The organism is Ureibacillus chungkukjangi (assembly GCF_003217295.1).
In the GTDB taxonomy this organism is placed as follows: Bacteria; Bacillota; Bacilli; order Bacillales_A; family Planococcaceae; genus Ureibacillus; species Ureibacillus chungkukjangi.
The window spans coordinates 1-19,146 of the sequence record NZ_QJTJ01000027.1; the positions used below are offsets into that span (position 1 = coordinate 1).

The 19,146-nt window shown below is 37.3% G+C and carries 20 protein-coding genes; 16 read left to right on the forward strand and 4 right to left on the reverse strand.

What is annotated here, in order from left to right; translation table 11 throughout:
- From BJ095_RS15030 to BJ095_RS15075, 10 genes are all read left to right on the forward strand, one after another.
- Positions 1-538: Glu/Leu/Phe/Val dehydrogenase family protein (locus tag BJ095_RS15030; protein ID WP_235867682.1), on the forward strand; the 538-nt coding region annotated here is incomplete at its 5' end.
- A 79-nt stretch (positions 539-617) separates the two neighbouring features.
- On the forward strand, positions 618-2,036 hold the full coding sequence (gene lpdA / locus BJ095_RS15035) for a dihydrolipoyl dehydrogenase (RefSeq protein WP_107934867.1): 1,419 nt from the start codon (positions 618-620) through the stop codon (positions 2,034-2,036).
- A gap of 166 nt (positions 2,037-2,202) precedes the next feature.
- On the forward strand, positions 2,203-3,153 hold the full coding sequence (locus tag BJ095_RS15040; RefSeq protein WP_107934915.1) for a thiamine pyrophosphate-dependent dehydrogenase E1 component subunit alpha: 951 nt from the start codon (positions 2,203-2,205) through the stop codon (positions 3,151-3,153).
- A complete protein-coding gene (locus BJ095_RS15045) occupies positions 3,153-4,136 on the forward strand; it encodes an alpha-ketoacid dehydrogenase subunit beta (RefSeq protein ID WP_107934868.1) in 984 nt (327 codons plus the stop codon). Before BJ095_RS15040 ends, BJ095_RS15045 begins: the two co-directional genes overlap by 1 nt.
- A 14-nt stretch (positions 4,137-4,150) precedes the next feature.
- Complete coding sequence (locus BJ095_RS15050) at positions 4,151-5,470, forward strand: dihydrolipoamide acetyltransferase family protein (RefSeq protein ID WP_107934869.1); 1,320 nt, start codon at positions 4,151-4,153, stop codon at positions 5,468-5,470.
- Positions 5,471-5,701: 231 nt separating this feature from the next.
- Positions 5,702-7,393 (forward strand): methylmalonyl-CoA mutase family protein, encoded by a 1,692-nt coding sequence (locus BJ095_RS15055; protein ID WP_107934870.1) that lies wholly within the window; start codon positions 5,702-5,704, stop codon positions 7,391-7,393.
- Positions 7,393-9,543 carry a methylmalonyl-CoA mutase gene (scpA, locus tag BJ095_RS15060; protein WP_107934871.1) on the forward strand — a complete coding sequence of 717 codons (2,151 nt, stop codon included), beginning with the start codon at positions 7,393-7,395 and terminating at the stop codon, positions 9,541-9,543. The genes BJ095_RS15055 and scpA overlap by 1 nt, the downstream gene beginning before the upstream one ends.
- The gene (gene meaB / locus BJ095_RS15065) at positions 9,543-10,625 is read left to right on the forward strand and encodes a methylmalonyl Co-A mutase-associated GTPase MeaB (RefSeq protein WP_107934872.1); all 1,083 of its coding nucleotides are present in this window, start codon (positions 9,543-9,545) and stop codon (positions 10,623-10,625) included. Before scpA ends, meaB begins: the two co-directional genes overlap by 1 nt.
- 65 nt (positions 10,626-10,690) lie before the next feature.
- Complete coding sequence (locus tag BJ095_RS15070) at positions 10,691-11,131, forward strand: BrxA/BrxB family bacilliredoxin (RefSeq protein WP_107934873.1); 441 nt, start codon at positions 10,691-10,693, stop codon at positions 11,129-11,131.
- 191 nt (positions 11,132-11,322) lie between these two features.
- Positions 11,323-12,315, forward strand: coding sequence for an aromatic acid exporter family protein (locus tag BJ095_RS15075; protein WP_107934874.1), 993 nt, complete (start codon positions 11,323-11,325; stop codon positions 12,313-12,315).
- Between the two features lie 16 nt (positions 12,316-12,331).
- Here the strand turns inward: BJ095_RS15075 and prli42 are convergent, their stop codons facing one another.
- Positions 12,332-12,424, reverse strand: coding sequence for a stressosome-associated protein Prli42 (gene prli42, locus BJ095_RS19110; RefSeq protein WP_153062698.1), 93 nt, complete (start codon positions 12,422-12,424; stop codon positions 12,332-12,334).
- Between the two features lie 121 nt (positions 12,425-12,545).
- Between prli42 and mce the strand changes: the two genes are divergently transcribed.
- Positions 12,546-12,959: a methylmalonyl-CoA epimerase gene (gene mce, locus BJ095_RS15080; RefSeq protein WP_107934875.1), complete on the forward strand. Its 414-nt coding sequence runs from the start codon at positions 12,546-12,548 to the stop codon at positions 12,957-12,959.
- A gap of 3 nt (positions 12,960-12,962) precedes the next feature.
- A complete protein-coding gene (locus BJ095_RS15085) occupies positions 12,963-14,510 on the forward strand; it encodes an acyl-CoA carboxylase subunit beta (RefSeq protein ID WP_107934876.1) in 1,548 nt (515 codons plus the stop codon).
- Between the two features lie 52 nt (positions 14,511-14,562).
- On the opposite strand, the gene tatA is transcribed toward BJ095_RS15085, so the two are convergent.
- Both tatA and BJ095_RS15095 read right to left on the reverse strand, forming a co-directional pair.
- Positions 14,563-14,742 carry a twin-arginine translocase TatA/TatE family subunit gene (gene tatA / locus BJ095_RS15090; RefSeq protein WP_107934877.1) on the reverse strand — a complete coding sequence of 60 codons (180 nt, stop codon included), beginning with the start codon at positions 14,740-14,742 and terminating at the stop codon, positions 14,563-14,565.
- 24 nt (positions 14,743-14,766) lie between these two features.
- Positions 14,767-14,994: a twin-arginine translocase TatA/TatE family subunit gene (locus BJ095_RS15095; RefSeq protein WP_107934878.1), complete on the reverse strand. Its 228-nt coding sequence runs from the start codon at positions 14,992-14,994 to the stop codon at positions 14,767-14,769.
- Positions 14,995-15,281: 287 nt separating this feature from the next.
- Here BJ095_RS15095 and BJ095_RS15100 point away from each other — a divergent pair, with 287 nt between their 5' ends.
- From BJ095_RS15100 to BJ095_RS15115, 4 genes are all read left to right on the forward strand, one after another.
- Positions 15,282-15,539, forward strand: coding sequence for a hypothetical protein (locus tag BJ095_RS15100; RefSeq protein WP_107934879.1), 258 nt, complete (start codon positions 15,282-15,284; stop codon positions 15,537-15,539).
- 116 nt (positions 15,540-15,655) lie between these two features.
- The gene (locus tag BJ095_RS15105; RefSeq protein ID WP_107934880.1) at positions 15,656-16,615 is read left to right on the forward strand and encodes a hypothetical protein; all 960 of its coding nucleotides are present in this window, start codon (positions 15,656-15,658) and stop codon (positions 16,613-16,615) included.
- Positions 16,616-16,685: 70 nt separating this feature from the next.
- Positions 16,686-17,798 (forward strand): M20/M25/M40 family metallo-hydrolase, encoded by a 1,113-nt coding sequence (locus BJ095_RS15110; RefSeq protein ID WP_107934881.1) that lies wholly within the window; start codon positions 16,686-16,688, stop codon positions 17,796-17,798.
- 21 nt (positions 17,799-17,819) lie between these two features.
- The gene (locus BJ095_RS15115; protein WP_107934882.1) at positions 17,820-18,308 is read left to right on the forward strand and encodes a chemotaxis protein CheW; all 489 of its coding nucleotides are present in this window, start codon (positions 17,820-17,822) and stop codon (positions 18,306-18,308) included.
- A 57-nt stretch (positions 18,309-18,365) separates the two neighbouring features.
- Here the strand turns inward: BJ095_RS15115 and BJ095_RS15120 are convergent, their stop codons facing one another.
- The gene (locus BJ095_RS15120) at positions 18,366-19,046 is read right to left on the reverse strand and encodes a VTT domain-containing protein (RefSeq protein WP_107934916.1); all 681 of its coding nucleotides are present in this window, start codon (positions 19,044-19,046) and stop codon (positions 18,366-18,368) included.
- Positions 19,047-19,146: the final 100 nt, after the last annotated feature.

The window sequence follows — 19,146 nt, forward strand, 5'->3', positions numbered from 1 at the left end:
TACGTTCTCTTTTCATTGTCATTCGTCTCGACCTCCGTGTTTTTACTTTACTATACCACGTAAGCTCGATACGACATCTATCCTAACAGAGGGGGCTATCGCGGTAGCACCAGATGAAATTTATCAGCAAGAGGTGGATATCTTCGCACCTTGTGCACTTGGGGCAATCATCAATGATGAAACAATTCCTCAATTAAAAGCAAAGGTAATTGCAGGTTCTGCCAATAACCAATTAAAAGATTCAAAACACGGCGATATCATTCATGAAATGGGTATTGTTTACGCACCTGATTACGTAATTAACGCAGGTGGAGTAATCAATGTTGCAGATGAATTATATGGTTATAATAGAGAAAGAGCTATGAAGCGTGTAGAAACAATCTACGATAGCATTGCTAAAATATTTGAAATCTCAAAACGTGATAATATTCCAACATATCTAGCGGCAAATCGTCTTGCAGAAGAACGAATTGAACGTATGGCGAAATCCCGCTCACAATTTTTACAGAACGGGAAAAATATATTAAATGGAAGATAATCTTTTGATGATTTGAAAGTCAATGAGGGAAGTGAAGTAGAAAATCTTTGCTTCCCAATTTGGTTAGGAGGGAATTTATTTGTCTCAAGAATATGATTTAGTCATTCTGGGTGGTGGAACAGGAGGCTATGTAGCTGCAATAAGAGCCGCTCAGCTTGGACTTAAAACAGCGATCGTTGAAAAAGAACAATTAGGTGGTACTTGTCTTCATAAGGGCTGTATCCCAAGTAAAGCCTTATTAAGAAGTGCGGAGGTTTACCGTCAAACAGTTAATGCAAAAAGCTTTGGAGTAGAAGCTCCTGAGGTAAAGCTGAATTTCTCGCAAGTTCAAGATAGAAAGACATCCATCGTAGAGCAGCTCCATAATGGTGTTAAAGCATTGGTTAAAAAGGGGAAAATCGATGTTTATTATGGAATGGGTAGAATTTTAGGGCCATCTATTTTTTCACCGATGCCAGGAACAATATCGGTAGAAATGGCAGGGCAAGAAAATGAAATGCTGCTACCAAAAAATGTGATTATAGCAACGGGGTCAAGCCCTCGAAATTTAAATGGGATAAATGTTGACGGTCAAACGATTCTTTCATCAGATCACGCTTTAGAATTAGAAGTATTACCAACTTCCATTATTGTAGTTGGTGGGGGAGTCATCGGTATTGAATGGGCTTCTATGTTAGTTGACTTTGGGGTGAAAGTTACAGTCATAGAGTATGGTGAACGAATATTGCCAACAGAAGATGTAGAAGTATCAAATGAAATGGAAAAACACCTTGAAAAAAGAGGCGTAGAAATCGTAAAAAACGCAAATATTCTAGCCGAATCCATAGAGCTGGAGAATGGCATTAAGATTTCTGCCAGCATAAATGGAGAGAATCAATCCTTTGTGGCGGAAAAACTATTAGTAGCTGTTGGGCGGATTGGGAATATTGACGGAATCGGTTTGGATAATACAGAAATTGAATGTGAAGGTAATTTCATAAAAGTAAATGAAGTATATCAAACGAAAGAAAAGCATATTTACGCCATTGGAGATGTCATCGGGGGTATGCAATTGGCTCATATTGCTTCACATGAAGGAATTGCAGCGGTTGAACATATTGCTAATGGTGAAAAGAAACAAATTGATTATACAAATATTGCCCGCTGTATCTACAGTTATCCAGAGGCTGCAAGTATCGGTTTAACTGAAGAGCAAGCTAGGGGTAAGGGGATCAATATCAAAGTAGGAAAGTTTCCGTTTAAAGGCATTGGAAAAGCTTTAGTTTATGGCGATGCTGAAGGGTTCGTCAAGATTATTGCAGATAAAGAAACGAATGATTTAATAGGTGTTCATATGATTGGACCACATGTAACTGATTTAATTTCAGAAACAGCATTGGGCATGCTATTAGATGCAACACCTTGGGAGATCGGTCAAACCATTCACCCTCATCCATCACTTAGTGAAATTATTGGTGAAGCAGCACTTGCTGTTGAAGGAAAAGCGATTCATTTTTAAACAATAGATTAATAGAATTTTTATTAACAAATATTGATTCCTAAACTATTTTAAGGGATAGGGTAAATTATTGAAGCTTTCCACTTTAGCGAAAGGGGATGTTTTTGTGGGAGAAGAAAAGATTAAACATCAGCAATTAGGGCTATCTGATGAAGCAGTACTAAAAATGTATGAGACGATGTTAACAGCAAGACGACTTGACGAAAGAATGTGGCTACTTAACCGAGCAGGTAAAATTCCATTTGTTATTTCTTGTCAAGGTCAAGAAGCAGCACAGGTTGGAGCGGCTTTTGCATTAGATGAAACAAAGGATTATATCGCACCGTATTATCGTGATATGGGTGTCGTTTTACATTTTGGTATGACACCAAAAGATTTAATGCTTTCTGCCTTTGCAAAAGCAGAGGACCCAAATTCTGGCGGACGTCAGATGCCTGGCCACTTTGGACAGAAGAAAAATCGGATAATTACAGGGTCATCTCCTGTGGCGACACAAATACCACATGCGGTTGGTGTAGCACTTGCAGGGAAGATGAGAAATGAAGACTACTTAGCGTTTGTGACCCTCGGGGAAGGCTCTACAAATCAAGGAGATTTTCACGAAGGAGCTAATTTTGCTGGTGTTCATAAGCTACCTGTTATTATTTTAGTTGAAAATAACCAATATGCGATTTCTGTACCAATTGAAAAGCAATTGGGGTGTGCAAAGGTTTCTGATCGAGCTATCGGCTATGGAATGCCAGGTGTAACTGTTGATGGCAAAGATCCATTAGCAGTTTATGAAGTTGTTAAAGAGGCGGCAGATCGTGCGAGACGTGGGGAAGGGCCGAGCTTAATCGAAACGGTCACTTACCGTTTGACAGCGCATTCGTCAGATGACGACGACCGTCAATATCGCACTGCTGAGGATATTGCAGAAGGTAAAGCAAATGACCCAATCAAATTATTTGAGAACTATTTAATTGAGTCAAAGACAGCAACAGAAAATGATCTTGCACAATTGAATGAAAAAATAATGAATATCGTCAATGAAGCTACAAATTATGCGGAAAATGCTCCGTATGCACCTCCAGAGCATGCACTGAAATACGTGTACGAGGAAGGAGAAGAGAGCTAATGGCAGTGATTTCTTATATTGAAGCAATTCAAATGGCTATGAAGGAAGAAATGCAACGTGATGAGCGTGTTTTTATATTAGGTGAGGATGTTGGTCTTAAAGGTGGGGTATTTAAGGCGACAGCTGGCTTATATGATGAATTTGGTGAATATCGAGTATTAGATACTCCTTTAGCAGAAAGTGCGATTGCTGGTGTGGCAATTGGTGCCGCTATGGTTGGTATGCGTCCGATTGCTGAGATGCAATTTGCTGACTTCATCATGCCGGCGGTGAACCAAATCGTTTCAGAGGCGGCTAAAATCCGTTATCGTACAAATAATGATTGGAACTGTCCTATCGTAGTTCGTGCACCATTTGGTGGTGGAATTCATGGGGCGCTCTATCACTCTCAATCAGTAGAAGCCTTATTTGCAGGTACACCAGGATTGAAAATTGTTATTCCTTCCACTCCATATGATGCGAAGGGCTTGCTAAAGGCAGCAATACGAGACGAAGACCCAGTATTATTTTTCGAGCACAAGCGTGCATATCGTTTAATAAAAGGGGAAGTACCTTCTGAGGACTATGTACTGCCTATTGGTAAGGCCGACGTAAAACGTGAAGGCGATGACATCACGGTAATAACATATGGTTTAGCTGTAAATTTCGCTATTCAAGCCGCAGAACGACTTGCAGCAGATGGTATAGAAGCCCATATTTTAGACTTACGAACTGTTTATCCATTAGATAAGGAAGCAATCATTGAAGCAGCAAGTAAGACTGGAAAAGTATTATTAGTGACAGAGGATAACAAAGAAGGTAGCATTATGAGTGAGGTTGCTGCAATTATTGCAGAGCACTGTTTATTTGATTTAGATGCACCTATTAAGCGATTAGCTGGACCAGATGTTCCTGCTATGCCATATGCACCAACAATGGAAAAATATTTCATGATTAATCCTGAAAAAATAGAACAGGCAATGCGCAGCTTAGCCGCGTTCTAAAAGGGGGATATTATATGTCTATTGAAAATATTTTAATGCCACAGCTTGGAGAAAGTGTGACCGAGGGTACAATTGAAAAATGGTTGGTTAAGCCCGGTGATCAGGTCAACAAATACGATCCAATAGCGGAAGTGGTAACTGATAAAGTAAATGCAGAAATTCCTTCTTCTTTTACTGGAACGATTAAAGAGCTCATTGCAAAAGAAGGTGAGGCACTAGAGGTTGGTACGATAATTTGTTCGGTGGAAGTAACAGATGCTGCAACTGAAAAAGTAACTGTTCAACCTAAGAATCCAAATGTCAGCTCAGCAATCTTAAATGCCAATCAGCCTCAGCAAAAGGACGAATCCAAAGCCCTGAAAAAGGAATCAAATTCTTTAGGAGCTTCAAAAAAACGTTATTCGCCAGCTGTTTTACGAATTGCCGAGGAGCATAATATTGATTTACAGCTAGTGGAGGGCACAGGTTTAGAAGGACGTATTACAAGAAAAGATCTACAAAAGCTAATAGAAGACGGTCAAATACCGCAAGCAGATACTTCAGCCAAGATTGAAATGGAAACAATAGCACAACAGGTAGAAGAAAAACCTGTATCTATACCAACCAAGGAATCTTCAGTACAAAGTGTAAATGGGGACATAGAAATACCTGTTTCATCTGTGCGAAGAGCAATTGCAAAAAATATGGTTCGAAGTACGCAAGAGGTTCCACATGCCTGGATGATGATGGAAGTGGATGTTACGAATCTTGTAAGCTATCGAGATTCTATCAAAAATGAATTCAAAGCAAAGGAAGGCTTTAATTTAACTTATTTTGCTTTCTTTATAAAAGCAATAGCAAGAGCGTTAAAAGAGTTCCCGATGATGAATTCTGTTTGGGCGGATGATAAAATTATACAAAAGAAGGATATTCACATTTCCATCGCAGTTGCAACAGAGGATGCCCTTTTTGTACCTGTCATCAAACATGCAGACGAAAAGTCTATTAAAGGTATTGCTAAGGAAATTTCTGAACTGTCCACACTTGTTAGAAACGGAAAGCTTCGTTCAGAGCATATTCAAGGTGGGACATTTACTGTCAATAATACTGGCTCATTTGGCTCAGTTCAGTCTATGGGGATTATCAATTACCCACAAGCTGCTATTGTACAGGTCGAGTCGATTGTTAAAAGGCCAGTAATCATGGAAGGTGGCATGTTTGCTGCCCGTGATATGGTGAATTTATGTCTATCCCTAGACCATCGTATTTTAGATGGACTAATTTGCGGCAAATTCCTGAATCGAGTAAAAGAGATTCTGGAAAATGTAAACAAAGATACAATGTCGGTCTATTAAAAGCTTTAAAGAATATAGGTAAAAGAAAACACAACTCGCCATTGGTGTGGAGTTGTGTTTTTTATACTTTATTGGAAAGCTTTTCTAATGTAGAATTAATATATACTTTAATCTTTAACTAGATGAGTTGTGTTATGCATGAACTAGTTAAAAATGTACTATATGATTTTAAAATAGTGTCTTAGAAATCAAAGCGGATATAGTTAAAGGGGGAAGCTTTTAAGCGAGAATATGTCAATTCAAATGAAGGATATTCAATTTCCAGCTGTTAGTTATGATGAGTGGAAAGAACAAGCAATAAAAGCATTAAAGGGGAAACCGTTTGAAACATTATTTACAAATACTATTGAAGGTGTAACATTACAGCCTCTTTATACAAAAGAAATGCTAGTGGATAAATTAGACGAGCAATTAGAACAACAAATTTCAACTATCCGCTCATTAAAAGCAAGTGATACTTTTAATATTGCACAGCAAATTTATGGGGAAACGTCTGAGCAATTTTTTAGCTCTTTACAAGCTAGTATTGAAAAAGGGAATGACTGTATAACGATCAATAGTCTTGTTTCATTTTCCTGGAACGATGAAAATTTAACTAAATTAGCTCGATTTTTATCTGAAAATTCATTTAAAATTTTTGTAGAAAATGAAAATGACCCAATTTTAAATGTTTTCAGTATAATAGATAATCCGAATATAGAAGGGTTTATTCTTAGTAACGAACCAATTAGCTCGATTAATTTTGAAAAGGTTAAAACAGCTGCAGCAAATCTTGTGCCTTATCATAATGATGGTGCAAATGCTGTCCAAGAGTTGGCTATTGCTCTTGCTTTAGCCAACAAATATGCTCAATCTGTAGGTGATTTCGAAAAGTTCACAGCCCAATTTTTTGTAAACTTTGCTATTGATACAGATTTCTTTTCGGAAATCGCAAAGCTACGAGCATTTAAAGTGATGTGGAAAGCGTTTTCACAAGCCTATGGAATGGAAGAGGCTACAAAAATTTCGGTACTAGCAGAAAGCTCATTACGCAGTTATACAAAAGCCGATGAATTTGTGAATCTATTACGTGCGGGTAATGAAGCCTTTGCTGCACTAATTGGAGGAGCAGACTATTTTACAGTCCATCCACATGATTGCTTAACAAAGCCTAATGATAAATCAATGCGAATTGCTCGCAATGTTGCGTTAGTTTTAAAAGAAGAGTCCTATGTTGAAAATGTTTTAGATGCTTCTGGAGGCTCGTACTTTATTGAAACATTAACTGCTGAATATGTAGAAAAAGCCTGGGCACTTTTTTTAGATATCGAGAAAGCTGGGGGAATTGAAGCTTACACACATTCTGGTGAATTACAGTCTGATATCGATAAGGTATACAAAAATAGAGTTAAAGCTGTTGCTACGAGAAATCACTCACTAATTGGGACTAATATTTATGCTAATCCAAATGATGAAGTACCTGCGGATACACATGCTCAATTTGCAGATATTAAAAGGTTAGCGATTCCCTTTGAAAACCTGCGTGTGAACTACAAAAACCTTCAACCGAAAATTGCGATTTTAACCTATGGAAAATTAAAAGATTTTAAACCACGTGCAGATTTTGTGGAGGGCTTTATTGCTACTGCCGGGATCGTACCCGAGAAGTCAGGAGAACTACAAAGTGTTGAAGAAGCTATAGCTTGGTTAGAAAATGCAAATTATGATTATGTAGTGATTGCCGCAAAGGACGAAGATACAAGACTACTTGTCCCTTCAATTCTAGAGTCAAAACTGGAAGGCTTGCTATTAGATGCTGCAGGCAAATTTAAAGAAGAGCAAGAGGAATGGCTTGGAAAAGGTTTAAATGGCTTTATATTTGCTGGTCAAAATATTGTCGATAAGCTATCTGAGATTCTAGAAAGCTTGAAGGAGGTACAATGATGAGTAAGCCAAATTTCGAATCGATTCAAATTAAAGATGTTTTAGTAACTGAGAAGCTACGTTCTAGTCGCAGCTTTATGACAAACGAAGGCATTGAAGTAAATGAATTTTATAATAAGAAAGATATTGAAAATGCAGCTCATCTTAATGACGTTTCTGGAGTGGCACCAAATACACGTGGACCCTATCCAACGATGTATGTAGCTCGTCCATGGACAGTTCGTCAATATGCAGGGTTTTCTACAGCAGAAGAATCGAATGCATTTTATCGTCGTAATTTAGCAATGGGTCAAAAAGGGTTATCAGTTGCATTTGACTTAGCCACTCACCGTGGCTATGACTCTACACATCCAAGGGTAAAAGGGGATGTAGGGAAAGCCGGGGTTGCCATTGATTCAATTGAGGACATGAAAATACTATTTGATGGTATTCCATTAGACCAAATGTCGGTTTCAATGACAATGAATGGTGCTGTATTACCAATTATGGCCTTCTATATTGTAGCAGCAGAAGAGCAAGGGGTGACACCTGAGCAGCTTGCGGGTACAATCCAAAATGATATTTTAAAGGAATATATGGTGCGTAATACGTACATTTATCCACCTGAGATGTCTATGAAAATTATTGCTGATATCTTTGAATACACTAGTAAGTTCATGCCAAAATTTAATTCTATTTCTATTTCCGGCTACCATATTCAAGAGGCCGGAGCTACGAATGATATTGAATTAGCTTATACATTAGCTGATGGGCTGGAATATGTTCGTACCGGCTTGAAGGCAGGAATTGATATTGATTCATTTGCTCCTAGGCTGTCATTCTTCTGGGCAATTGGGATGAACTATTACATGGAAGTAGCCAAAATGCGTGCTGCTCGACGGATTTGGGCCCAAATGATGAGCACGTTTAATCCGAAAAATCCAAAGTCTCTTGCTTTACGTACTCATTCACAAACCTCGGGCTGGTCTTTAACTGAACAGGATCCGTTTAATAATGTGACGCGAACTCTTATCGAGGCAAATGCTGCTTCAATGGGACATACACAATCTCTTCACACAAATGCATTAGATGAAGCCATTGCCTTACCAACAGACTTCTCAGCTAGAATTGCTCGTAATACTCAGCTATTTCTTCAAGAGGAAACTGGAATGACAAAGGTAATTGATCCATGGGGCGGCTCCTATTATGTAGAGAAGTTAACTGAGGAGCTTACTCGAAAAGCATGGGAATTAATCAATGAAATAGAAGAGCTAGGTGGAATGGCAAAAGCAATCGAAACAGGCTTGCCTAAAATGAAAGTAGAGGAATCTGCTGCAAAACGCCAAGCGAAAATTGATTCTAAAGCAGAAACCATTGTTGGGGTAAATAAATATCTATTAGATAAAGAGGAACCGATCGATATTCTGGATATTGATAATACTATTGTTCGTCAAAAACAAATCGAGCGTTTAGAGAGATTAAAAGCAGAGCGTGATGAAGACGAAGTACAAAAACAATTAGATCGTTTAACGAATGCTGCACAAACTGGTGAGGAAAACTTATTGGCTGTTGCTGTGGATGCTGCCCGTGCTCGAGCGTCCTTAGGAGAAATCTCTGATGCAATCGAAAAAGTTTCGGGTCGACATAAAGCAGTCATCCGTTCAATTTCTGGTGTGTACTCTTCCAATTTCTCAGATGATGAGCTGATTAAAGAAGTAAAGCAAATGACAGAAGAATTTTTAGAAAATGAAGGGCGCCGTCCTCGTATCCTTGTAGCAAAAATGGGACAGGATGGGCATGATCGTGGAGCAAAGGTAGTAGCAACAGGCTATGCAGATCTTGGCTTCGATGTAGATATATCGCCATTGTTCATGACCCCAGAAGAAGCAGCACAAATGGCTGTTGAAAATGATGTTCATTGTGTAGGTGTATCTTCGCTTGCTGCTGGACACAAAACACTGGTGCCAGAACTAATTGAAGAACTACAAAAGCTTGGTCGCGAGGATATTATTGTTATTGTTGGTGGGGTAATACCGGCTCAGGATTATCAATATATATATGATGCCGGTGCAGTGGCTATCTTTGGACCTGGTACAGTAATCCCGGTTTCTGCTATAAAAATCATCGAAGAAATTTACCGACGTTTGGGATACGAGGAAGTGTCTGAATAATGGAACGTAAGGAAAACCTTCAGCAGGATAAGGGTGCATTAAATGTTAGATCTGGTGTAGAAGGTGGTCATGATGGACTAACCATTAAACCTAAAAAGTTTAAGAAGAAAAGTCCGGATCCTGTTAATATAAATCAGCTAGTAGAAGAAATTCGATTCGGACATCGAACGTCCCTTTCAAAGGCCATCACCCTTATTGAAAGCTCGCATCATGAGCATAAGGAACAGGCTCAAAGGCTTTTACAGGAGCTCCTACCCTATACGGGGAAAAGTATTCGGATAGGGATTACGGGGGTGCCTGGTGCAGGAAAGAGTTCTTTTATAGAAGCCTTTGGAACAATGCTATGTAATATGGGGAAAAAGGTAGCAGTTTTAGCAATCGATCCTAGTTCTACACTATCTGGTGGAAGTATTTTAGGAGATAAAACACGCATGGAGGAGCTGAGCCGGAACAAGAGTGCATTTGTACGGCCATCTCCAAGTGCAGGTACTCTAGGTGGCGTTCATAAAAAATCGAGAGAAACGATGCTTTTATGTGAGGCTGCGGGATACGATGTTATTCTAATAGAAACCGTTGGAGTCGGTCAGAGTGAGACATATGTGCGCGGAATGGTAGACTTTTTCCTTCTATTAGTGCTAACAGGTGCTGGGGATGAATTACAAGGCATGAAAAAAGGGATTATGGAGCTAGCGGATGGAATAGTTGTTCATAAAAGTGATGGTGATAATGTTCAGAAGGCTCGCAGGACAGTTCGTGAGTATATGCAAATTTTGCACTTTCTACAGCCAGCAACACCTGGGTGGATGAGTAGGGCTCTCCCTGCTTCCTCGATAGAAAAAACAGGCTTATCAGATATATGGGAGATGATTTGCGAATTTGAGCAAACCATTAAAAGAACAGATATTTGGGAATCTAGGCGTCTTGAGCAAACGAAAGAGTGGTTTCATACGATGATACGAGATTCACTGATCGATTCTTTTTTCCAAAATTCTAATCGTAAAATTCAAGTAAAGTCAATAGAAGAGGCCATACTACGAGGAGAAATTACTGTTACACAGGGTGTTTCAAAATTATTTCCTTAAAAGCAAGAATGTCTGCAATTTCACAGCTTTATGTTAAAATGAATAGTTGAGAGGAGCGATAAATCATGAATATGGATTACGATTTATTTATGGAAGAAATTAAAAGAACAGCACGTGCTGAAATTGAAGGTGCGGGCTATGAACAACTACGTACACCAGAAGAGGTTGAGGAAGCATTTGCTCGTCCTGGTACAACTCTTGTAATGGTTAACTCAGTATGTGGCTGTGCAGGTGGTATTGCACGTCCAGCAGCAGCGAACGCTATTCATTATGATAAACGTCCAGATCACCTAGTAACTGTGTTTGCTGGTCAAGATAAAGAAGCGACTGCTGCTGCGCGTCATTTCTTTGGAGATGAGCATATTCCATCATCACCAGCATTTGTTTTATTAAAAGATGGTAAAGTGGTTGCAGATGTTGGAAGACATGAAATTGAAGGTCATGATCCTATGTCAGTAGTTACAAACCTGCAAGGTAACTTTGAAGAGTACTGCGAAGAACTGTAATAGTTGTTTCTATTAAGAAAACCTAGTCTTAATTCATTTTGGGACAGGCTTTATGGATAAGATAGCAAATGGCTTCTTATTGCAAAATCGAAAACGAGGGCTGGTTGCTAAAAGCTTGGCAATCAGCCTAGTTTTCTAACATTTTATTTTGTCGCAATTTTCAGTATGGATGTTTAAAGGAGGAAGTCGATATTAAAAAATATAAAATCGGCTATCGAACTATTAAAACAGCAGTAGGTGCCACAATTGCTATCGCAATCGCGAGCTATTTCAATTTAGACTTTGCATCCTCAGCAGCTATTCTAACAATACTATGCATTCAGACAACAAAAAGAAAGTCTGTACATGCAGTCTATACAAGGTTGGTAGCGAGTTTTATAGGCATGGCATTTGCCTATCTTTTGTTTGAAAGCTTTGCTTATAACCCTATTGTGCTTGGGATTATGATTCTTTTATTTATACCTACAATTGTTTCAATAAATGTATCTGCTGGATTTATATCAAGTGTAGTAATTATTATGCACATATACTCAGAAGCTAACTTCACTCTTGAATTATTTCTAAATGAGCTTACCTTGATGGCAATAGGCTTTGGTACAGGTCTAGCGGTAAATATGTATATGGGCGATTACCAGAAGGACTTAGAACGATATATTGACGAGTTAGAGACCATTTACCGTTCGATCTTCTCTGAAATCGTGAAATACCTACGTAATGGTGATACCTCTTGGGATGGGAAAGAACTCATTGAGGCGGAAAATCTTTTAAATAGAGCAAAATCTTTAGCCTTCAAGGATGTTGAAAACCATTTAACCCGAAAACAGAATGAATTCTATCTTTATTTTGATATGCGTGAGAGACAATTTGAAATTATTGAACGCGTATTACCAAAAATTACAACATTGCCTGTTATGGTACAGCAAGCGGAGTTAGTGGCGGATTTTATGGAGGATTTGGCTGAAAATGTACACTCCGGCAACACAGCGAAAAGATTTAGAGAGAAATTAGAAATTGTGAAAAAAGAATTTGCAAAAATGCCTTCGCCAGAAACTCACGAAAAATTTCTTGCAATGGCATCACTCTATCAATTTATCGAAGAGATGGATGAGTACTTAGTTATTAAACAGTCTTACAAAGGAATAAAGAAAAAGGGAAGAAAAAAGGCGATTACAGAAGAATTGTAATCGCAAGGTTTTGATTTTAGAAGAATGATAGACCAAATGCTAAAGTAGAGATTACCATAATTGCTATCATACAATATACAACTATCTTCTGAAATTTTTTATTACTCATATTCGTTCTCTCCTTTGTTTCTTATTTTTAGTTTATCAAATTTAGAAAATAACACAAGTACGTAGCCAATTGTTTTCAAATTAGTTAAAATATAAATGTACTATAACAGAGGGGTGTTAGGATGGAGAGAGTGGACCATATTGGTATTGCTGTCAAAAGCTTGGATGAGAGAATTACATATTACACGGAGACGCTTGGGCTTAAATTACTGAAAATTGAAGAAGTTCCGTCTCAGCAAGTACGTGTCGCATTTATAGATGCGGGTAATGTGAAGTTTGAATTATTAGAGCCAACAAGTGAAGATAGTGCAATCTATAAACATATTGAAAAACGTGGTGAGGGTATTCAACATATAGCTTTTGGAGTTTCTGATATTCGTGAGAGAATGCAAGAATTAAGAGAAAAAGGGGTAAGGATTCTCTCGGATGAACCAAAACCAGGTGCAGGAGGAGCTGAGGTAGCCTTCTTACACCCAAAGGATTCTTTTGGTGTTTTATATGAGCTGTGTGACAAAAGTGGAAAAGGGGATAAATAAGCTATGGATATGTTTGATAAAATAAATGAAATGTATGACCGTAAGCGTGAAATCGAGCTTGGTGGGGGAGACAAAAGAATTGAAAAGCAGCATGAAAAAGGCAAGCTAACTGCTCGTGAGCGTATTGATTTATTGCTGGATAAAGGTACCTTCGTAGAAATCAATCCTTTTATTACCCATAGAACTTCAGACTTTGGGATGGACAAGCAGGTTGGACCTGGAGATGGTGTAGTGACAGGCTTTGGTAAAGTAAATGGGCGAAATGTCTATTTATTTGCACAAGACTTTACTGTTTTTGGTGGTGCCCTTGGTGAAATGCATGCCATGAAAATTGCAGCCGTTATGGATTTAGCAGCCAAAAATGGTACACCATTTATCGGCATTAATGATTCAGGTGGTGCGCGTATTCAAGAAGGCGTATTGTCTTTAGATGGTTATGGTCATATTTTCTATCGTAATTCAATCTATTCAGGCGTAATTCCACAAATCTCAGTAATTATGGGCCCATGTGCGGGTGGTGCAGTTTACTCGCCTGCAATTACTGATTTTATTTTAATGGTTGATAAAACCTCGCAAATGTTCATTACTGGACCAAAAGTAATCGAAACGGTAACTGGAGAAAAAATTTCTTCCGAAGATTTAGGTGGTTCAAAGGTGCATAACTCCATTAGTGGAAATGCTCATTTCCGTGCACCGTCTGAAGAGGAATCTATTGATCAAATTCGTAGATTACTAAGCTACTTACCTCAAAGCTATAAAGAAAAGGCACCAAAGCAACCAAGACCTGAAACAGATGATTATCGTCCAGATATCATTGACTATGTACCTATTGAACCGACAAAGCCCTACGATGTTCGAAGAGTAGTAGAGCAAGTTGTGGATGAAGGTTCATTTATGGAAGTGCATTCTGAATTTGCAAAAAATATTGTAGTAGGCTTTGCTCGTATTGCAGGGGAATCTGTAGGGTTAGTTTGTAATCAACCGAAAGCACTTGCTGGTGGTCTAGATATTGATTCATCTGACAAAGCATCACGCTTTATAAGAACTTGTGATTCCTTCAATATTCCGATTATCACTTTTGAGGATGTTTCAGGCTTCTTCCCGGGAGTTAAACAAGAGCATGGCGGAATCATCCGACACGGTGCGAAAATCCTATATGCATATTCTGAAGCAACTGTTCCTAAAATAACAGTTATTTTACGCAAAGCATATGGTGGAGCATATGTAGCACTAAATTCTAAAGCCATCGGAGCAGACTTAGTATTTGCATGGCCGAATGCAGAAATTGCAGTAATGGGTGCAGCAGGAGCAGCAAATATTATCTTTGCTAATGAAATTGCTAAATCGCAAGATCCTGATGCTACGCGTGCTGCTAAAATTGAAGAATATAAGGAGAAATTTGCAAACCCTTATGTAGCTGCATCACGTGGGATGGTAGATGATGTTATCGATCCTAGAGAAACACGTATTAAACTGATACAGGCTCTAGATATGCTGTCCAACAAAGAAGAAACACGCCCATCCAAAAAACACGGAAATATCCCATTATAAGAAAAACGCCTAAAAAGAGTTGTTCCTATTGTTAAAGGAACAACTCTTTTATCTATAGTTTTTCTTCTTTTTTGATGTCATCGTCATCTAAAACACCTTTAGTTGACTCTTTGAAGTTTTTCATGGACTCACCAATAGAACGACCTAATTTAGGGAGTTTGGAAGGTCCAAATATTAATAAGATAATCACTAAAATAATGACTAAACCTGGAATTCCAATTGTGCTTAGCATTCAAATTTCCCTCCAATACAAACACTATTTTTTCGAGCTGTCTTCTTTTTTAAGATCCACTAAGGTGAATTCTTCCTTCACTTCTTTAAACTCTCCTGTCACGTCATCAACAATCTCTTTTGTAGAATTTTTAAATTCCTTTAAGGTCTGTCCGACAGCTTTACCTAGTTGTGGCAATTTTGAAGGACCAAATAATATTAATGCGATGACAAGTATAATAACTAATCCTGGAACGCCAATGGACTGTAGCATGAAAACTCCTCCTTTTTGTGTTAGTATGTAGCTTGTCCATTTTTTTCTTTTTAACTTGTTTTTTATAAGTTTGCTCCAAAATGATGATACTTATTAAAATTAAACACTGATAATACTGCAGTGAAGTACATCATAACTGCTATCTTTATTAATAAATTAAATTTTTATCATTTAATTAGGAGTAACAATACGTAACTTAGTTAAAAATAAATTATCAACTTCTAAATTTAGAGTGTCCTACAAATTGCTTTTGTAGGTAGAAATGGAAAGTATCTAGGAGGAATCACATGACACAATATAACCGTGAAGAGCTATCATTGATTTTTCAAGTGTTAGCTGGAATATTAATAACTATGGGTGCTGCGTATGCCTTATCTGTATATTATGGGGCAATATCAGGACTTGCTTTAATAATTGGTGCTGTTGGCTTAGCGATTATTATAGGCTGTTGGGTTGGCATCAAGCATTTAGGATTTATGGTAACCATTATTATAGGGGCAATTATTTTTGCCTTTTGTTTTAATTTTGGAGCGTTGTTTCATTAAAAATGAAACAAGATTATATAAAAGCTGGTCATCTCTATAAAGAGGTGGCCATTTTTTAATACGATCGAAACTATTTACCAAATTAAACCGTATTTATTTTAAGGGGGGATGTTCAGGTGACATGGAATCAGCTTCATAAAGAACAAGAAGAAGTTTTCATACAGTTAAAAAGAATTGAGAAACTAAATAAACAAAAGGAAAACTTAACAGAACAGCTTACACATATCAAAAGAGAAATTGATAATTATAATTTAGAGCTTAAAGAAATAAGAAAGAAGCTTCAGCATTTGGATAGTTTTTCATTCATTAATTTAATTCAAAGCTGGACAGGTAAACAAGAAGAATTACGTGCACAAAAAATTGACAAGGCTGCAATACTTGAATTGAAAATGAATGAAGCAGAAAAAATGAAAGAAGATTTAACAAATGATTTAGTATTAACAACTTCTGAGCTTCAAAAAAGCGATCAACAAAAACTAAATAATAAATTAGAGCTGCTCATAGCAAAAAAACAAATATGGCTTAAAGAATTTGAGCCGGATAAAGCATTAAAATTACAGCAATTAGAAGAAGAAGAGCTCAATTGCAGCAAATTAAAAATAGAAATAGAAGAAGCAAGAGCGACAGGAAAAGATGCAATTCGGATATTGTCTAGTACATTAAAGGTGTTGGATAGTGCAAGTAATTACTCAACCTGGGATACGTTTTTGGGTGGGGGACTACTCGCTACCCATTTAAAGCATGAAAAAATAGATGAATCGAAAAATAAAATGCATCAGGCACAAATAGCGCTCCAACGCTTTAAAAATGAGTTGCTCGATATTCAAGAAATGTCGACCAGACATTTAACTATCAATACAGATGGATTTGTGAAATTTGCTGATTATTTTTTTGATGATATATTTTCAGCTTGGTCGACTCATACGAAGATTACTTCATCAAAGGAACATATATCAAGAGTCCTTTCTGATGTTCGAAATACAATACTTAAAATTGAACAAAAATTACAACTAGTCGAGCAAAAACAAATTGAACTTATAAAGCAGAAAAATAGTATATTAATGCTAAACAAGTAATGTTTGGTTGTCTTCAAACTTTTTGAGGCGTAAAATAGAAGAATAATGAAGTATAAGGGAGTTTTATAACATGAACAGCCGTTTAGTAAATGAATTTTTAGAGCTAGTGCAAATTGATTCAGAAACAAAGCATGAAGAAATCATTGCACCAATCCTAGTAAAAAAGCTGGAAGAAATGGGATTCGATGTTTTTCAAGATGATGCCCATACTCGTAATGGTCATGGTGCAGGTAATATTATTGCCACTTTAAAGGGATCACTTGATGTAGAGCCTATTTATTTCACTGTTCATATGGATACAGTTGTTCCAGGTATCGGCATTAAGCCTGAGATTCGCGAGGATGGCTATATCTATTCTGATGGAACTACGATATTAGGAGCGGATGATAAGGCCGGAATGGCTGCATTATTCGAAATGGCTCGCCGATTAAAAGAGCAAGAAATAGAGCATGGTACAATCCAATTTATCATTACTGCTGGTGAGGAAAGTGGCTTGGTAGGAGCGAAAGAGTTAGATCCTTCTCTAATCCAGGCAAAATTAGGCTTTGCTGTAGATAGTGACGGAAAAGTTGGGGGAATTGTAACGGCTGCTCCGTTCCAAGTGAAATTAGAAACGAAAATTTTCGGTAAAACAGCTCATGCTGGTGTAGCTCCAGAAAAAGGAATTTCAGCGATTACTTTAGCTGCAAAAGCGGTAGCGAAAATGAATCTTGGAAGAATTGATGAAGAAACGACAGCTAATATTGGTCGTTTTGAGGGTGGCAAGGCGACAAATATAGTATGTGATGAGGTCTATATATTAGCTGAAGCTCGTTCAATTAATAAAGATAAATTAGATGCTCAAGTGAATCATATGAAAGAAACCTTTGAAACTGTAGCTGAAGGTTTAGGTGGCCGTGCAGAGGTTGATGTAAAATTAATGTACCCAGGCTTCTCAGTTACTGAATCTGATCGTGTTGTTCAAATAGCAATGCAGGCAGTAGAAACTATTGGAAGAAAGCCTCAGCTTGGTATTTCAGGCGGAGGAAGCGATGCGAATGTTATTGCAGGCTTTGGTATTCCTACTGTGAATTTATCGGTTGGATACGAAGAAATTCATACAACAAATGAACGTATGCCTATTGAAGAATTAGAGAAATTAGCCGATTTATTAGTAGAAGTAGTAAAATGTTCTTCAAAATAGCATTTTAGTTGAGGTGAAATAATGTCATTTGAAAAAGTTGTTATTTTTAATTGTGGTAAAGAGGAATATGCAGTTCCGGTAGGCCAGGTTGTTTCTATTGAAAAATTGAGCCATATTACACCGATTCCGCATTTGCCGAAATATTTACTCGGATTTGCAAGAGTACGTGGGGAACTAATCCCTGTAATTGACTTTAACCGTATTCTTTATAATCAGACTAGCCAAGGTGATTTAAGCAGAATGGTTGTACTAAACACCGATATTGTGAATTATGGGCTAGTTGTTGATGAGGCAAAGGAAATTTTAAATCTTACAGAAAACGAGATTAAACAAGTCGGGCTTGTAAATTATTCAAAAACTCGTTATTTTACAGCAGTGGCAAACCTAGAAGATCGTATGATAGCATGTGTAGATCCGAAAATTCTAGTAAACTCACTAGATGGAATTCGCGAAATTATTGAATATCTACATAAACTACTTGAGGATGAAAATAATCAGGTGAATTCTTAAAAGTAAGCTAGTATGGTGAAAAAGTTATTGCACCTACTAGCTTCTTTATTTGAATAATTAGTTGTGGTTTTCTGATTGGGATTCACTATTATTAGTTATCGTTGAATTTTTCTTATAAAAATGAGTTGTAAATCCATAAATACTAGGAATGAACATGATTACTGTTATTAAAACTAAGGTAAATAGCAGGTTTTCTTCAACCCATGGTATATTTCCTAGGGCAAATCCTGTACCTAACCATACAAAGGTCCAAATCAACGCACCAAGTACATTATAACGGACAAAGTTAATATAAGAATGGCCAGTAAAGCCGGCAATGAAAGGAATCATTGTACGCATTAAAGGAATAAAGCGAGAGAAGGTAATAGCAACTTTTTCATATTCATTTAAGAAGTCACTAGCTTTATCAATACTTGACATAGGTATAATTTTAGTGAGACGATTTTTTTCAGCAGGTATTCTTTTAAAAGCATGTCCGATAAGAAAATTATTACTATCAGCTAAAGAAGTTGCAACAAAGAGTAGGAAAAATAAAACAAAGATATTTAATTCACCTACTGCAGCAATTGCACCACTTGCAAACAAAAGAGAATCTCCAGGTAAAAAAGATAAGATAACAAAACCTGTTTTACCAAAGACAATTAGAAAGAGCAGTAAATATATATAGATTCCAAACCTGTCTATGTAGAAGTAAAGTTCAGAATCAAGCCTCCGTAACACTTCAAAGATTTCAGACATATCCAATGTAGCAAACTCCATTCTGTTATTTCTAAATATATATCTTATTAAATTATATTCTTAAAATAAAATAATTAACCTGCATTTATCCTTAATTTAA

Coding starts and splice junctions, on each gene's coding strand:
- BJ095_RS15095 (WP_107934878.1), bottom strand. CDS start 14,994: ATGCTACAGTCCATTGGCGTTCCAGGATTAGTTATTATACTTGTCATC.
- BJ095_RS15045 (WP_107934868.1), top strand. CDS start 3,153: ATGGCAGTGATTTCTTATATTGAAGCAATTCAAATGGCTATGAAGGAA.
- BJ095_RS15055 (WP_107934870.1), top strand. CDS start 5,702: ATGTCAATTCAAATGAAGGATATTCAATTTCCAGCTGTTAGTTATGAT.
- BJ095_RS15110 (WP_107934881.1), top strand. CDS start 16,686: ATGAACAGCCGTTTAGTAAATGAATTTTTAGAGCTAGTGCAAATTGAT.
- BJ095_RS15040 (WP_107934915.1), top strand. CDS start 2,203: ATGTATGAGACGATGTTAACAGCAAGACGACTTGACGAAAGAATGTGG.
- BJ095_RS15070 (WP_107934873.1), top strand. CDS start 10,691: ATGAATATGGATTACGATTTATTTATGGAAGAAATTAAAAGAACAGCA.
- BJ095_RS15050 (WP_107934869.1), top strand. CDS start 4,151: ATGTCTATTGAAAATATTTTAATGCCACAGCTTGGAGAAAGTGTGACC.
- BJ095_RS15085 (WP_107934876.1), top strand. CDS start 12,963: ATGGATATGTTTGATAAAATAAATGAAATGTATGACCGTAAGCGTGAA.
- BJ095_RS15115 (WP_107934882.1), top strand. CDS start 17,820: ATGTCATTTGAAAAAGTTGTTATTTTTAATTGTGGTAAAGAGGAATAT.
- tatA (WP_107934877.1), bottom strand. CDS start 14,742: ATGCTAAGCACAATTGGAATTCCAGGTTTAGTCATTATTTTAGTGATT.
- mce (WP_107934875.1), top strand. CDS start 12,546: ATGGAGAGAGTGGACCATATTGGTATTGCTGTCAAAAGCTTGGATGAG.
- BJ095_RS15100 (WP_107934879.1), top strand. CDS start 15,282: ATGACACAATATAACCGTGAAGAGCTATCATTGATTTTTCAAGTGTTA.
- prli42 (WP_153062698.1), bottom strand. CDS start 12,424: ATGAGTAATAAAAAATTTCAGAAGATAGTTGTATATTGTATGATAGCA.
- meaB (WP_107934872.1), top strand. CDS start 9,543: ATGGAACGTAAGGAAAACCTTCAGCAGGATAAGGGTGCATTAAATGTT.
- BJ095_RS15120 (WP_107934916.1), bottom strand. CDS start 19,046: ATGTCTGAAATCTTTGAAGTGTTACGGAGGCTTGATTCTGAACTTTAC.
- scpA (WP_107934871.1), top strand. CDS start 7,393: ATGAGTAAGCCAAATTTCGAATCGATTCAAATTAAAGATGTTTTAGTA.